The sequence below is a fragment of the Vibrio sp. STUT-A11 genome (assembly GCF_026000435.1).
GTDB lineage: Bacteria > Pseudomonadota > Gammaproteobacteria > Enterobacterales > Vibrionaceae > Vibrio.
In genome coordinates this window covers 3015780-3031369 of the sequence record NZ_AP026763.1, presented here as the reverse complement: position 1 = coordinate 3031369, position 15590 = coordinate 3015780, and the positions used below count along the sequence as shown (strand labels likewise).

Sequence of the window (15590 nt, the reverse complement as noted above, 5' to 3'; positions counted from 1 at the left end):
TATTTATATCCTTATTGTCATTCCATCACTCAGAGATTGTCGATATGCGCGTAGTGCGGGGATGAAACCAATCATAATACCAGCGCATTGAACAAAACCGAGTAGCATCCATTCATATGAAGAAAGAAAGCTGAGTGTCAGATGTATACCATAGTGTTGTTGTACAATGGGTTGTAATAGAGCCAGAATGGAATAAAGCCCCGCAACGCCTGTGATAATTCCAGCCGCTGTCAATAAACTGGCTTCGCTGATCAGCAGTGAGAATACATGGCGGGGTCTTGCCCCCATCGCGCGTAGAATGGCCATTTCTCGGCGTCTCTCCTGTAAGCTGGTCAGTAGGCTACTCAACATACCGAGCAATCCAGCCACAACAACAAAACCTGATACCGCCATCAATGCTTGTTCTGCGACCGACATCATCCCCCACAATTCATGTAGCGCCACACCAGGCATGATTGCGCTCAGCGGTTCTTGTGGGTAGGTATTGATTTGTCTTTGCAAAGCAAAAGTTTGAATGCGTGATTTTAAACCGACGAGCATGGCGGTGATCTGCTTGGGTTGAAAGTCGATATTTTTTAAATCTTCGGCTTTTGGCGTTGTGCCTAAGTGAGCACCACTTTCCCAACCTACGTGGATCGCTTCAATTGCTTCTAAAGAGATGTGGACAGTTTTATCTACGGGTGTTCCCGTCGGTGCTAAAATGCCCACCACTTTGAAAGGTAAGTTGTCATGGCGGCTAAAGCCTACATCACTGATGCCGTGGGCGATGATAATCTCACTGCCTATCTGGTACCCCAGCGTTTTAGCTACATCTGCCCCTATTACGGTTTCAAATAAGCTTTTAAATTCAGAGCCTTGAGAGAAGGTAAGTGGTTGCTTACTTCCATACTTGAAATGCTCGAAGTAGCTGTGGTTTGTTCCCATGACTCGAAAGCCTTTGTGAGAATCCCCCAGAGAGATTGGGATCGCCCAATCAACGGAGCGATGCTGGCTGAACTCTTGATAGCTCTTCCAATCAATGTTGTTGGTGGCATTACCGATACGAAATACTGAATAAAGTAATAAGTTTACCTGGCCAGATCGGCCTCCAATAATCAAGTCGGTGCCAGAAATCGTATTGGCAAAGCTGTCCTTTGCCTGAGTTCGAATACGCTCAACGCCAAGCAGCAGGACTACTGAAATAGCCACGGTCATGATAGTCAGCAAGGCGGTTGCTTTACGGTTCATCAGGCTCTTCCAGGCAAGGCTTACTACGGCAGTCATGATAACCCTCCTAATGTATTCGCTTGGTTGATTTCAGGCAGGTTAATCGTGCGGTTAAACAAAGACTCTAAGGTTGGATCATGGCTGACAAAGACCAAGGTCGCGTTGGCTTGATTAGCTTGTTCCATCAGCAATTCAATGAAAGCCATTCTGTTGTCATGATCCAGAGCGGACGTTGGCTCGTCAGCAATCACTACCGCTGGGTGCCCCATCAGAGCTCGTGCTGCAGCTACTCGCTGTTGTTGGCCAATGCTCAACTCTGATACTGGACGAGAATGCAGGCTTTTTGGCAAATGCAGTCTTTCTAATAACCCTGACGCCTGTTCTGCTAATGCTTGATGGCTTGCTCTCGGCGCAATACGTTCACGCCTTACTTGGCTGAACTGGCAGGGCAGCAATACGTTTTCAATCACGTTGAGATAGGGCAACAGATTAAATTGTTGGAAAATATAGCCAATATGATCGGCGCGAAATTTGTCTCTTTGACTTGCTGATAGCGCCGATAAATCGGTGTCTAATACCGATAAAGCCCCCGAGCTTAGTGTATTAATACCGGTAAGTAATGCCAGAAGTGTTGACTTACCGCATCCGCTGGGGCCTTTGATAAAGACATGCTCACCGGGCGTGATGCGTAGGTGAGGGATATCGATGGTAGCGCTGTCTGAACTTGGCCAAATAAATTGGGCATTATTGAGTTCAACAACGCTTGATGTTGAATCAGTCATAGATAGTTACCAAAGTAATAGCGTGTAAGTGGGTGCTTACACGCCATACGATTATTTGATTACGATTTCGGTGTTATCTTTGTCAAGACTGGCCGCTGACTGAGTCGTATCAGTGAACAGGTTAACGCTGACTGATTCTGTATTTGGGAATTGATTAAACCAAGACGTTTTGATTTTGCTCAGTTCACCAATCTGTTCACAGTTGAAACGATACTGCGCAGAGAATTCACCATGGCCGCTGTGCGTATCATGATCGTGGTGTTCATGGTCATCGTGATCGTGTTCATCATGGTCGTGACCTTCGTGGTCATGATGTTCGTGTTCATCATGGTCGTGACCCTCGTGGTCATGATGTTCGTGTTCATCATGGTCGTGATCCTCGTGGTCATGGTGATCGTGCTCATCATGGTCGTGACCCTCATGATCATGATCGTCGTGTGAACTACCAAGTGTATGCTCCACATGCACATCTGCAATCTCACACTGAGTTTGTGGGTTGATAGTCAATAGGCTGCTGGTGTCTTCCAGTTTTGCGATCGCTTGTTTCAGTTCTTGCTCTTGGTCTGCGTTCTCTGGAGCGTGTTCGAAGCCAACCACGTCTGCACCCGGAGCGGTGATTTCCACTAATAAATCCTTGCCGTCTTGTGCGATATTAAATTCGACATGGCCATGTACGTGAGCTTCGTGTTGGCGGTATTCTTCCGCCATTGCAGTGGTAGATAGAGACAAGCCGATAACAAGAGCCAAAGTGTGTTTAGATGGCATTTTACTTTCCTAATTTTGCGTCTATCAATTTGAATGAGTATGCATTCCAATTGATACTAAGTCTTTTAATACATTGTTAAAACTCGCGAATGTGCGAATCAATAACACTAAGTGGTTTGAGTTGAGGGGGACTGAGCGAAATTAGGCGGAGCACGGGCAGAACTGCCTACTTCTTCTATGTAGTGCGAGTTTTCAGCCACATCATGAAATTTGATCCGAGTGTAAGACTGGACGGCGATAGTGGGCTGGACCTTTGCCAAACCATGGTGAGTCCCGGCAAATAGCTGACAGTGATGATGTGCATGGTGTTCCGGCGTCACATCGAATTGGTGAAAAATGCTGGCAAAATTCCATACGATCAGCAAAGTCGCACTGAACAGCACAACAGTACGATACCAATGTTGAAATGTGGCTTGCCTAAAGATAACCATTTTAGCGCCTGACACCATGAATGACTGTTACAATATAACACTCATTCATAGGAAAAGTTCATTCTTTTGTTAATTCAGGGAAAATTCAAACAATGCTGAGGAACCGGCTCCATGTGCTTGTCGGAACAAGGAGCCTATTGATGGGTTAGATGTTTTGTTTGATTAACTCAATCACTTGTGTGATCTCGTCTTGGTTCAAAGGCCCCTCTTTGGTGAAAAGCACTTTACCTTGCTTATCCTGAACGATGATCGCTGAACTTTCTTGCTTCAATCCCCACGCTTTTGCTACTAAGCCATTTTCATCCAATACCATTGATGACCACGGAAATTCCTTCTTACTGTCTTGCGCTGAAGACTTAACGAAGGATCCAGTACCCCAAATCGCATCATCCTGATTAATGATCGTTGTGGTTTGGTAGCTTTCTTCAGGGAACTTCGCGGCGGTGATGGCAGACATCAAAGGTGCGTTCATTTCTTTCGCACTGCTACGTCCGGCTATCGCCTGAATAACACGCACTTTGCCAAACATGTTCTGTGTAGCCCATGGTTGGTATGCAACGCCTTCCCCTTGCATCACAATTTCACCGTAAGCTCCGACTCTGACATCTGGAACATTTTCACCGATGGATAAATTATTTGCGAATGAAAGGCTTGAGGTCAGAGCCAGTAGGAGTGGTAGGAGAGTGTTAGTTTTCATATTGTTATATTCCGTACTAGTGAGCACTTTTATACCAAGTTTCTTTGACAGAGTCGATTCAGTCAGGCGAACTTGGTTGATTGAGACCATCTGGATTTCGCCAGTATATAAGTAGAATAAGCAAATTTACAGATAAATTGTTAACATTTGATTAACAAATAAGAATGTGCAATCTTGCGTTGTTAATAGGATTTGCTAAAATGAAGTCGGTCGCAAATTGCGCTAGTAGATTGTTAAGGATAGACAATCTGTGTTTTCTCAAAGGAATTGAGGTGAATTATGCTACGTGAATTCGCAGTATATCGACCACTCCAGGTGGCTCGTTTTGTAAAGACGCTGTTTAAAGGCCAGTTTTTCATCGCAGGTGTTGGGAATTTTGATTTCGACAATGGTAAGGTTCTGCTTCCTGACGTAAAAGATCAGAAAAGACTTTCGGTATTCAAAGAAGTGAATCAGGCGATATCTTCGCTATAAGAACAGTAAGTTGGTCTTAGATAAAGCGATAAAAAAGAGCGGCTAAGGTCGCTCTTTTTTCGTTGTTTTCTAGCGCAGTTAGTCTTGTAAACTTGGTGGAAAACATACACCTGTACCGCCAAGACCGCAGTAGCCTTCAGGGTTCTTCGCCAAGTATTGCTGGTGGTACGTTTCAGCAAAGTAATATGGCCCTGCCGATTGAATTTCGGTGGTGATGGCCGCTCTTTGTTCCTCTTTCAGTGCTTGTTGATACTGAAGTTTTGAATGCTCTGCGATGTCTTGCTGCTGTTGCGAATACGTGTAGATAGCCGAACGATATTGCGTACCGAGATCGTTACCCTGACGCATCCCTTGTGTTGGGTCGTGTCGTTCCCAAAATGTAGCCAGAAGTTGTTCCAGAGAGATTACTTGCTCATCAAATACCACTCTAACGACTTCAGTGTGTCCGGTTTTTCCCGTACATACTTCTTCATAGGTTGGGTTTTTCGTATGCCCGCCGGAGTAACCTACTGATGTTGAGATGACGCCATCCAGTTGCCAGAACAGGCGCTCCGCTCCCCAAAAACAACCCATACCTAATAGAATTTGCTGTTGGTTAGACTGCAATGGTGCCGTTAAACTGGAATGATTAACAAAATGAGTATCTTCAATTTGCATCGGCTGCTCTCGACCTGGTAGAGCATCTTCTATACTGATTAGTGTTTGTTTGTTGAGCATGCTATCCGTCCTTTAAATATGTCTTAAATTTGCGAACTTTTCCCAGTTCGTCTTAATGTGAAAATGGATTTACAAAGGCTGCGGTAAAGTTATTAATATTACAGACTTAGCCTTTAATTGGCGTTATTATGACACACGTTTCTTTAATCTCACGAATCTCACGCAGCTAAAAACGCATGATAAAAAAAGCTCTCCCGATCATTGTTGTTGGCCTGTTTGCCTTTTCCCACAACGTCTCTGCCAAAGTATCTCTTAAGCTACAGGGTATCGATGGTGCGTTAGAAGAAAATGTTCAAGCTTATCTAACGTCGATTCCTGAAGAAGACTACTCGACTTCGTTGCGTTTTCAAGCGCGATTAGATGAAAGTATCACTGAAGCCCTCAACGCGCTTGGGTATTATCACGCAGAGATTTCATACTCTGTTACTGAAAATAATGATGAACTGATCATCGATATTGCAAAAGGCTTACCAGTCAAAATTAAAGTCATGGATATCTTGATTACTGGTGAAGCGCAAGAGGATGAAGCATTTGATGCGCTTCTGGCGGCATCTCCTTTAAAAGTTGGTCGAGTCCTTAATCAAAGCGAATACGATAGTCTCAAGTCAGGAATACGTAATTTAGCCTTGCAGCGCGGTTACTTCAAAGGAGATTATCAACTCAGCCGTTTGGAAGTGGTGCCTGCATTCAATGAAGCGAACATTCGTTTGCATTATGACAGTGGTATCCGCTATCACTTTGGTTCCATCAATATCACTGGTAGTCAGATTTGGGATGAGCGTGTTGCGTCGTTAAGTCCTTTTGAGGAGGGCGAACCTTACTTAGTCTCGAGTGTCGGGGAGTATAACCAGAACCTGTCTAATACCGATTGGTTCTCGTCCGTGTTTGTTGAACCCGATCTGACCATGCTGGATGAAGGACGTGATTTGCCTGTTAAGGTCTCTCTTGCTCCGGCTGCCAAAAACCAGATAGAAACCGGTATTGGCTACTCTACTGATACTGGTGTCCGCGGTACCTTGAAATGGAAAAAGCCTTGGATCAGCTCTCGTGGCCACAGCCTCGATACCGCACTTTCCCTCTCTCAGCCAGAACAAACCATTACCGCAGGCTACAAAATACCGCTTGATGATGTTCTACATGAATACTACCAACTTCAGTTTGGCCTGAAGCATGTAGATAACCGTGATACTCAGAGTTTAGAATCAAACTTAGCAGTAGAGCGTCACTGGATAGTCGATGATGGCTGGCGTAAGACCTTGTATGTACGTCACCTGTACGAAAACTTCTCTCAGGGTTTACAAGAAGATGGGGTGCACTTCTTGCTACCTGGGGCGACGTTTTCACGTACACGAGTACGTGGGGGAAGTATGCCAATGTGGGGCGATAAGCAAACCATCACTTTTGAATATGGTGATCCGGCCGTGTTGTCTGCGACCCGAGTGTTTCGCTTTCTGGGCAGAACCTCCTGGATTCGTGGAATTGGTGAAAACCATCGCGGACTTTTCCGCCTAGAAGGCGGCGCTAACTTTATGGAAGAGTTCGATAAGTTGCCTCCATCGTTGCGCTTCTTTGCTGGTGGTGACAACAACATTCGTGGTTATGGTTACGAATCCATCTCGCCTGTCGATGAAAGTGGGGCGCTAACGGGGGCAAAATATATCCTGAGCAGCACGCTGGAATATCAATACCGTATTACCGGGAACTGGTGGGGAGCGACCTTTTACGATATTGGTGACGCATTTAATGACACACCCGTGTGGAAATCGGGGGCCGGGGTCGGTATTCGCTGGGCATCACCGGTTGGACCGGTCAGTTTTGATTTTGCATGGGGGTTGGATGATCCAGAGAAGAACGAATTTCGCATCCATTTCTCTTTGGGGCCTGAACTATGATGAAAAAAGTGTTTAAGTGGACCAAATGGCTATCGCTCGGTTTGATTGGTCTGCTGTTGTTGATCATCACTTTAGTCTCAACCGTTCTTTTTACTCACCCTGGGTTAAAGCTCGCCATATGGGGCGCAGAAAAAGCCCTGCCACAATTACAGGTGGAGAAAGTGCAGGGGGCATTATTCCCACGATTTGCATTGGAAAACGTCAGCTTTGCTGATCAATCACTGCATGTTGATGCCAAAGTTGAACGCCTGACATTGGCGGTTAACTTTCGTTGCTTTTTCGATCCTAGAGTATGTGTCGATGAGCTTTCACTGCAGGGTGTAAACTTCCAGATGCCGGAACTTCCACCGGCGAGTGACGAGCCAGAAGAAGAGACGCCTCCGCTGCGTTCAATCAGTACGCCAGTGCCAATTTTCGTCAACAAAGTTAGCCTTAATGATATCAACCTGAATGTTTTGGGTAATCGAGTTGACTGGCAGCAATTCACGACTGCGTTATCGATGCAGGGCGACCGCTTAGTCATTGCACCAACAGCATTAAAAGAGATCAATGTTGCATTAGCGCCAACGGACACCGAACAAGCACCGGCTGATACAGAAGCTGCTGAATCTGAGACTGCCGCCGTCGTGGGAGTTGAAGCTGAGAGCGTGGACACTGAAGTCGCTGATTCTCAGACCGATGCAGAACCACAAGATATCGTTTTACCTGAAGTCTGGATTCCGTTGACCGTCGATGCCCGACGTCTTGATATTCATAACTTCAAGTTAGCGGGTGAAACGCCGGTTATTGTTCATCATCTCGGCTTGGTGGCGAAGGCGGGTCGTGATCGTGTTGATTTGCAAACGCTTGAGCTCGACATGCCTGAAGTTGAGGCTACGCTGAGTACGCAAGTGACACTTTCCGCAGACTATCCTCTTAGTGCTCAACTGGATGCGCTAGTGAAACATGCTGAGGCGAAAGGGCAGAAATTGTCGCTGTCGGCATCGGGCTCTGCAGCTGATTTAGCACTGAAAGCCACATTGTCTGAACTGACTAAAGCCGAAATCCAAGCCGAACTTCAGCCACTGAAAGCGCAGTTACCTTTTGATGTAACCATTAATGATGTCGAAGCGCAGTGGCCTTTGTCGGGAGAAAGTGACTATCAGGTTGCTGTACCGAGTCTTACCGCTAAAGGCTCGTTAGAGGGCTACGAGGTGGCGCTGGAAACTAAAGCATCTGGTAAGGATATTCCTGCGCTAGATGTGGCGCTAAACGGAAAGGGCACCTTAGAACAAATTGATCTGGAAAGTCTGGTGGTGAAAACCTTGGGCGGCGAGCTGTCGGGCAAGGTCATGGCTAACTGGGCGGCACCAATCAACTGGCAAGCCGATCTCAACTTACAACATATCCAGCCGGGTCTTCAGTGGCAGGAAGCCGAAGGCGACATAAGCGGTAGCTTATCAACCTCTGGGGCGCTGACGGAGCAAGGCGGCTGGCAGGTTAGTCTTCCTACCCTTGATATTGATGGTGTGTTACGCGGTTATCCACTGAAAGTGAAGGGGCAGTTAGAAGCTTCTGCTCCAAATGGCAAAGCCGAGGATATCCAGCTTACCACGCAAGGTTTAGTACTAGCTCATGGCCCTAACCAGTTGAGTGCCAAGGGTAATGTTGATCAACAAATCCTGCTGGACGTTGAGGTTAACTTCCCTGATTTCGCGAAAAGTGTGCCTGATCTTAGCGGTAATATGAACGGTAAAATCGCGGTGCGGGGCAGCTTAAAAGAACCGGCCATCAATCTGGATCTTACCGTCAATAAAGCGAACTGGCAGCAGCTAGCTAAAGTAGAAACGGTCACGTTGAAAGGGGATGTTTCACCGTTACCGGCACCAAAAGCTAACGTAAGCTTGGTGGTCAACAATATCACCTATGACAGCTTCAGCATAGACAGCGCTGATCTTGAAGTGTCGGGAGATGAAAAACAGCATCAACTCACCCTGGATGTGGTTTCGGATATCGTATCAACCAGCTTGGAAATCCAAGGCGCATTTACTCAGAAGCCTGAAATGATCTGGGACGGTGCGCTAACTCGTTTGTCACTTGATACCGTTCAAGGGCCTTGGGCACTGCAAAAGTCGACGGCGGTGAAGGTCAATATCGATAAGCAGATCGCGGATGTTCAGGCGCACTGTTGGTTGCAAGCTGATTCGAGTGTGTGTTTATCTGAAAACATCAGTGTTGGCAAAAGTGGTGAGGCGAAGTTAGCGGTGAACAACTTTGACTTTAGCCAAATCAAGACACTATTACCGGCAGAGACTAAATTGCAAGGCTCTGTGAACGCACAAGCTTTTGCGAAGTGGGCTCCCAACATGAAGCCAGAAGTGACGCTGAATGTCGACATGCCACCAGGCAAGGTGGAACAGGCTCTGGAGCAGCCTATTACGGTTGGTTGGGATAGTGTCAGCTTTACGGCCGCACTAGCGAAAGACAAACTGGACGCACAGTGGCTGGTAGATGTATCGGATAACGGAGATATAAGCGGTAAGGTTTCATTACTTAATGTTTCTGCCGAGCGACCAGAGATTGTTGGTAATGTGGCACTTTCGACGCTCCATTTGGACTTCTTAGCGCCATTGATTGGCGAGTACAGCTTGTTTAAAGCCAATATGAATACCGATTTAGCGCTCTCTGGTGACGTGATGCACCCTAAGGTAAACGGAGAGTTCCTGATTGACCAACTTAATCTGAATGGTGAAGTGACGCCAATCGATATTGATTCGGGTCAGGTCCTGATTAACTTTAAAGGTCATCAAGCTGACTTAAACGCAGGCATCAACACCCCAGACGGAAAGTTGGAAATCACTGGTGATGCAGATTGGCAAGACTTGGCAAATTGGCGAACCAGCGCTCGTGTGTTTGCTGAAGAATTAAAAGTCGATATGCCACCAATGGTGAAAATCAAAGTTGAGCCCGATATGACGATTGAAGCGACACCGAACTTCGCTAAGGTACAAGGTAATATTAACCTGCCTTGGGGGCGTATCGTGGTTGAAGAGTTGCCACCGAGTGCCGTTGGCGTTTCGAGTGACTTGGTCATTCTGGATGAAAACTTACAGCCAGTTGATGATACGGTAGCAGTACCGTTTAATGTTGAAACTGATATTAACATCAAGATCGGTAACGACTTCCAGCTTGCGGCGTTTGGCCTAAAAGGCGGTTTGCAGGGTAATCTCAACGTAACCCAAAAAGACAAAGGACCATTTATTGTTGGTGAGGTCAACATCGTCGATGGTTCTTACCGCTCATTTGGTCAGGATCTGGTTATTGACGAAGGTAAAATCATGATGAATGGCCCAGCGGATGAACCTTATCTGTCGATTTCCGCCATTCGTAATCCTGATAATACGCAAGATGATGTGACCGCGGGGGTTCGGGTTACAGGTCCCGCATCGGATCCAAGTTTGGAAATCTTCTCAGAACCGTCGATGCCTCAGGCTAACGCGCTGTCCTACCTATTACGAGGTCAAGACATCGATGCAGAGTCAGGTGGCAATGCCATGACAACGACCCTGATTGGCTTGAGTCTGGCGAAAAGTGGTCGTGTAGTCGGTCAGATAGGCGAAGCCTTTGGCGTACAAGATTTACAGCTCGATACCGCAGGATCGGGAGATGACTCTCAGGTGACGGTCAGTGGTTACATTCTCCCTGGCCTGCAGGTGAAATATGGTGTGGGAATCTTTAACTCGTTGGGTGAATTTACGGTTCGTTACCGATTAATGCAGGATCTGTATTTAGAAGCGGTTTCTGGTGTAGACAGTGCAGTTGATCTACTCTATCAATTTGAGTTTGATTAATAGGGCGTAACTCATAGCTAAGGAGTGGTTATGCAGCATTTAGTCTTTGTATACGGAACGTTACGCAAAGGGGAGTACAATCATCACTATTTGAGTACCGCACAATTCCTTGGTCTCCATGAAAGTGATGCTCAATATACTTTGTATGACTTAGGGCCTTACCCTGGGGTGTCTGAAGGACATCGCTCAGTACAAGGTGAAGTGTATATGATTGATGACGATACGCTGGTTGCACTTGATAAGCTTGAGGATGTTCCTGTGGAGTACCGTCGAGAGAGCATCAGTACGCCATTTGGTCAGGCTTGGATTTACATTTATCAAGATACCGAGCATTTGACCGATGAAATATCATCTGGGGACTGGTGCCAGAGAGTCTAGTCCGACGGCGTATCGACGTGTAGTTTTAGAATGGCTTCGACGTTAGTCGCATATTGTGTTGGTGTACAAATCGACTGAAGCTTATCTGGCGTTCAGGCATAAAAAAGAGCTGCGTACTTGCAGCTCTTTTTTTGTAATCCGCTCGCGGTTATTTGTTTTGCGCGCGATCGTAAGATTCCAGGATTTCAGCTTTTGCGGCTTCCACGTCTGCCCAGCCATCAACCTTCACCCATTTACCGGATTCCAGTTCTTTGTAACGCTCAAAGAAATGAGTGATTTGTGCTTTCAGTAGCTCTGGGATGTCACCGACGTCTTGAATGTGCTCGTACTCTTTAGAGATTTTAGAGTGAGGAACCGCGACAACTTTAGCATCTTCACCAGACTCATCCGTCATTTTTAGCACACCAACAGGGCGGCAACGAATTACTGAGCCCGGCATTAGCGGGTATGGAGTAGGAACAAGTACGTCTACAGGGTCACCATCAAGAGACAGTGTGTTGTTCACGTAACCGTAGTTACATGGATAGAACATTGGTGCAGACATAAAACGGTCAACAAATACAGCACCAGAGTCTTTATCTACTTCGTATTTAATTGGGTCTGCGTTTGCAGGAATTTCGATAACGACATAGATATCTTCAGGCAGAGATTTACCTGCTGGTACATGGTTTAGGCTCATTTGAAACTTCCTTTTCATTGAGGATGAGTAATTACGATCTATTCGCAACTCACTTTAGCGACAAAAACACGGCAGGTAAACACCTGCCGTGTTGGACAAAGGTCGGAAATTATTCTTCGTCGCGGTTCAGTTCAAGGAACTCTTCAACTTTGCGAACCATGTTCTTCGAACCAACGAAGAATGGTACACGTTGGTGTAATTCTGTTGGCTTGATGTCCATGATGCGATTCACGCCGTCAGAAGCGATACCACCGGCTTGTTCGATGAGGAATGCCATCGGGTTGCACTCGTAAAGCAGACGCAGTTTGCCTTGTGGATGGCTTTGCGTGCTTGGGTATAGGTAGATACCGCCTTTTAGCAGGTTGCGATGGAAGTCTGCTACTAAAGAACCGATGTAGCGAGACGTGTACGGACGACCATCTTCAGGCACATTTTCCTGACAGTACTTGATGTACTTTTTCACACCAAGTGGGAAACGGATGTAGTTGCCTTCGTTGATAGAATAGATTTTGCCTTCTTCAGGGATCATCATGTTTTCATGAGAAAGACAGAAGCTGCCGATAGAAGGATCGTACGTGAAGCCATTCACGCCGTTACCTGTTGTGTAAACCAACATGGTTGAAGAGCCGTAAATCACGTAACCCGCCGCAACTTGTTTGTGACCTGGCTGAAGGAAATCTTCTTCTGTTGCTGGCGTACCAATTGGTGATACACGACGGTAAATGGAAAAAATGGTACCTACAGAGACGTTCACGTCGATATTTGATGAACCATCAAGTGGATCCATCAATACAACGTACTTGGCGTTTTGGTTGAGTTCTTTATTGAATGCAACCGCCTCATCTTCTTCTTCGCTGGCTACGCCACAAACTTGGTCACGAGCTTCAAGTGCCGCTTTAAACTTGTCGTTTGCATAAACGTCTAGCTTTTGCTGAGCTTCACCTTGGACATTTTCTGTGCCGACAGCACCAGTAATGTCACCAAGGCCCGCAGCGTTGATTTCGCGGTTAACGATTTTAGCAGCCAAACGAATGGATGCTAAAAGAGATGATAGATCACCGCTAGCGTGGGGGAAATCCGCTTGTTTCTCGACAATGAATTCGCCTAGGGTGCGCAATCCAGACATGGTCAATCCTTACATTTTCATTTATTGGGGGTGTTGCGCAACGGGGCATCTCTTTATGGATGTTAAACGTTTGCGCTAAACGTAATTTTATGTCGAAGATCTTTTTAATGGTAATGAAGTAACCGTCTGAGATCTCAATTTATTTGTCTTATCACTGACGAGTTCATCATTTAGTTTGGTGACTGTACAGTCCGTGTTCAGGCTTGTCATTTTTTTGAAAGTGATAGCAAGAACAAGGTGAAAGTCTCTCGCTTTTCTGGTGGTTATCGCGATAATGAAAGCATTAAACACGGCATTACAAGGTTAAGTTTATGCACATCCATATCTTGGGTATCTGCGGCACGTTTATGGGTGGCGCGGCAATTTTAGCTCGCCAGCTCGGCCACAAAGTCACGGGCTCTGATGCGAATGTTTACCCTCCGATGAGCACATTACTGGAGTCTCAAGGTATTGAAATTATTGAAGGCTTCGATCCTTCTCAGCTTGATCCTGAACCTGACCTAGTCGTGATTGGCAATGCGATGAGTCGTGGCAACCCATGCGTAGAGCATGTACTCAACAGCAACATGCGTTATACCTCTGGACCGCAATGGTTGCATGAGATTTTACTTCACGATCGCTGGGTGTTAGCTGTGTCTGGGACGCATGGCAAAACGACCACCTCAAGTATGCTGGCTTGGATACTGGAAGACTGTGGTTACCAGCCAGGTTTCTTGGTCGGAGGCGTACTGGGTAACTTTGGTGTATCTGCCCGACTAGGAGAAAGCATGTTTTTTGTTGTTGAAGCGGATGAATACGACAGTGCTTTTTTCGACAAGCGTTCTAAGTTTGTCCATTACCACCCACGTACGTTAATCATGAACAATCTTGAGTTTGATCATGCAGATATCTTCGACGATCTTGAAGCGATTAAGCGTCAATTTCATCACTTGGTGCGTACTGTTCCGGGCAATGGTCTTATTCTGTCTCCTAAACAAGATCAGGCACTTGCTGATGTACTTGAGCGCGGTTGTTGGACAGAAAAGCAGTTTTCTGGTGAAGGTGGCGACTGGCAAGCGCATAAACTGGTCGTCGATGGCTCGAAGTTCGAAGTATCGCTGCAAGGTGAGAAAGTCGGCATTGTGGAGTGGAACTTAGTCGGCGATCACAACGTGGACAATGCTCTGATGGCGATCGCAGCGGCAAGGCACGTCGGCGTGACTCCAGAGTTAGCCTGTCAGGCATTGGACCGTTTTATCAATACTAAACGCCGCTTAGAGCTTAAAGGTGAAGAGCAAGGTGTGGCGGTTTACGACGATTTTGCTCATCATCCTACTGCTATTGAACTAACAGTTGGTGGCCTGCGTAACAAGGTGGGTGACAAACGTATCTTAGCAGTACTGGAGCCTCGCTCCGCCACCATGAAGCGTGGTGTGCACAAGAATACGCTGGCGGAGTCATTGCACAGTGCCGATGAAGTATTTTTGTTCCAGCCAGACAATATTGAATGGTCGGTACAGGAAATTGCAGACCAATGCCAGCAACCGGCTTTTGTTGACGCTGATTTAGACCGTTTTGTTGCGAAAATCGTTGAACGTGCAAAGCCTGATGACCAAATTCTGGTTATGAGCAATGGTGGCTTTGGCGGTATTCACGGTAAACTTCTCGAACAATTAAAACAAAAAGCTTAATCCTTATGTCTGACAAAAAACATCAACAAAAAAAAGCCATTACCCTAGCACTGACTGGCGCTTCTGGTGCGCCTTATGGCTTGAGACTTCTGCAATGTTTGGTCGCTGCGGATTATCACGTCTATGTGTTGATATCTTCCGCGGCGAGGGTTGTGATGGCAACCGAGCATGACCTGAAGCTGCCAAGTGGTCCTGATGCGGCGCAAAAAGCGCTGGTGGAGCACCTGAAGTGTAATCCTGACAACATTACTGTCTGTGGTAAAGATGATTGGTTCTCGCCAGTGGCTTCAGGCTCTGCGGCTCCAAAACAAATGGTGGTTTGTCCGTGTTCGGCAGGCAGCGTCGCGGCGATTGCACATGGTATGTCGGATAACCTGATTGAGCGTGCCGCCGATGTGGTGATGAAAGAGCGTGGCCAGCTGCTTCTGGTAGTGCGTGAAACGCCATTTTCGACCCTACATCTGGAAAATATGCACAAGCTGTCGCAAATGGGCGTAACCATCATGCCAGCAGCGCCGGGTTTTTATCATCAGCCAAAGACTATCGAAGACTTAATCGACTTTATGGTGGCGCGAATTCTCGACCATCTGGGGATTGAGCAAGGATTGGTCCCGCGCTGGGGATACGACCAACGTTCATAAATAGTTATCTTGCTACGTAGCCCGATCTTCATCTAAGTACCAAACCCCCTCGCGTAACCTAGCATCGCGAGGGGGTTTGGGTATACAATCCATCCAACTCATCGGGGAGCAACCCCATTTTGTATTGTGTTCATCAATACTTAAGGGCGCTGAGACCTAATGGCTTAACCTAGTTAGGCTATGGGGACCCGTAATACCTGAACCAGATAATGCTGGCGTAGGAATTGAGTCTGGATATTAGCCATCCCAATAGCCGCCTCAAACCTGTGCCGCTCAACTAATTTCTCTGAAATAGACATGGA

General features: G+C 46.5%; 14 protein-coding genes and 1 riboswitch. Of the genes, 6 read left to right on the top strand and 8 right to left on the bottom strand.

Annotated elements, in window-relative coordinates; genetic code table 11:
* Positions 1-3: 3 nt before the first annotated feature.
* The 5 genes from OO774_RS14085 to OO774_RS14065 all read right to left on the bottom strand — a co-directional run bounded on the left by OO774_RS14085 (position 4) and on the right by OO774_RS14065 (position 3881).
* Positions 4-1263, bottom strand: coding sequence for an ABC transporter permease (locus tag OO774_RS14085; protein ID WP_264903249.1), 1260 nt, complete (start codon positions 1261-1263; stop codon positions 4-6).
* Positions 1260-1988 carry an ABC transporter ATP-binding protein gene (locus tag OO774_RS14080; RefSeq protein WP_264903248.1) on the bottom strand — a complete coding sequence of 243 codons (729 nt, stop codon included), beginning with the start codon at positions 1986-1988 and terminating at the stop codon, positions 1260-1262. The genes OO774_RS14085 and OO774_RS14080 overlap by 4 nt, the downstream gene beginning before the upstream one ends.
* 51 nt (positions 1989-2039) lie before the next feature.
* Positions 2040-2753 (bottom strand): DUF2796 domain-containing protein, encoded by a 714-nt coding sequence (locus tag OO774_RS14075; RefSeq protein ID WP_264903247.1) that lies wholly within the window; start codon positions 2751-2753, stop codon positions 2040-2042.
* Positions 2754-2860: 107 nt separating this feature from the next.
* On the bottom strand, positions 2861-3184 hold the full coding sequence (locus tag OO774_RS14070) for a DUF2607 domain-containing protein (RefSeq protein WP_264903246.1): 324 nt from the start codon (positions 3182-3184) through the stop codon (positions 2861-2863).
* A 145-nt stretch (positions 3185-3329) separates the two neighbouring features.
* Positions 3330-3881 carry a YtfJ family protein gene (locus OO774_RS14065; protein WP_264903245.1) on the bottom strand — a complete coding sequence of 184 codons (552 nt, stop codon included), beginning with the start codon at positions 3879-3881 and terminating at the stop codon, positions 3330-3332.
* A gap of 279 nt (positions 3882-4160) precedes the next feature.
* Here OO774_RS14065 and OO774_RS14060 point away from each other — a divergent pair, with 279 nt between their 5' ends.
* Complete coding sequence (locus OO774_RS14060) at positions 4161-4355, top strand: DUF1107 domain-containing protein (protein WP_264903244.1); 195 nt, start codon at positions 4161-4163, stop codon at positions 4353-4355.
* Between the two features lie 78 nt (positions 4356-4433).
* On the opposite strand, the gene msrA is transcribed toward OO774_RS14060, so the two are convergent.
* Positions 4434-5072 (bottom strand): peptide-methionine (S)-S-oxide reductase MsrA, encoded by a 639-nt coding sequence (gene msrA / locus OO774_RS14055; protein WP_264903243.1) that lies wholly within the window; start codon positions 5070-5072, stop codon positions 4434-4436.
* 176 nt (positions 5073-5248) lie between these two features.
* On the opposite strand from msrA, the gene OO774_RS14050 reads away from it, so the two are divergent.
* Genes OO774_RS14050 through OO774_RS14040 form a run of 3 tightly spaced genes read left to right on the top strand, consistent with a single transcriptional unit; the run spans position 5249 to position 11172 of the window.
* Positions 5249-6964, top strand: coding sequence for an autotransporter assembly complex family protein (locus tag OO774_RS14050; protein WP_264903242.1), 1716 nt, complete (start codon positions 5249-5251; stop codon positions 6962-6964).
* The gene (locus tag OO774_RS14045) at positions 6961-10794 is read left to right on the top strand and encodes a translocation/assembly module TamB domain-containing protein (protein WP_264903241.1); all 3834 of its coding nucleotides are present in this window, start codon (positions 6961-6963) and stop codon (positions 10792-10794) included. The genes OO774_RS14050 and OO774_RS14045 overlap by 4 nt, the downstream gene beginning before the upstream one ends.
* A 30-nt stretch (positions 10795-10824) precedes the next feature.
* On the top strand, positions 10825-11172 hold the full coding sequence (locus tag OO774_RS14040) for a gamma-glutamylcyclotransferase (RefSeq protein WP_264903240.1): 348 nt from the start codon (positions 10825-10827) through the stop codon (positions 11170-11172).
* A gap of 148 nt (positions 11173-11320) precedes the next feature.
* Here OO774_RS14040 and ppa read toward each other — a convergent pair whose 3' ends face one another.
* Positions 11321-11851 (bottom strand): inorganic diphosphatase, encoded by a 531-nt coding sequence (gene ppa, locus OO774_RS14035; RefSeq protein WP_014230697.1) that lies wholly within the window; start codon positions 11849-11851, stop codon positions 11321-11323.
* A gap of 109 nt (positions 11852-11960) precedes the next feature.
* Positions 11961-12977: a class 1 fructose-bisphosphatase gene (gene fbp / locus OO774_RS14030; protein ID WP_264903239.1), complete on the bottom strand. Its 1017-nt coding sequence runs from the start codon at positions 12975-12977 to the stop codon at positions 11961-11963.
* Between the two features lie 311 nt (positions 12978-13288).
* Here fbp and mpl point away from each other — a divergent pair, with 311 nt between their 5' ends.
* Together mpl and OO774_RS14020 are read left to right on the top strand one after the other, a co-directional pair.
* The gene (mpl, locus tag OO774_RS14025) at positions 13289-14647 is read left to right on the top strand and encodes a UDP-N-acetylmuramate:L-alanyl-gamma-D-glutamyl-meso-diaminopimelate ligase (protein WP_264903238.1); all 1359 of its coding nucleotides are present in this window, start codon (positions 13289-13291) and stop codon (positions 14645-14647) included.
* Positions 14648-14652: 5 nt separating this feature from the next.
* Positions 14653-15288, top strand: coding sequence for a flavin prenyltransferase UbiX (locus OO774_RS14020; protein ID WP_264903237.1), 636 nt, complete (start codon positions 14653-14655; stop codon positions 15286-15288).
* A gap of 92 nt (positions 15289-15380) precedes the next feature.
* Positions 15381-15529: riboswitch (TPP riboswitch) on the top strand.
* Positions 15530-15590: the final 61 nt, after the last annotated feature.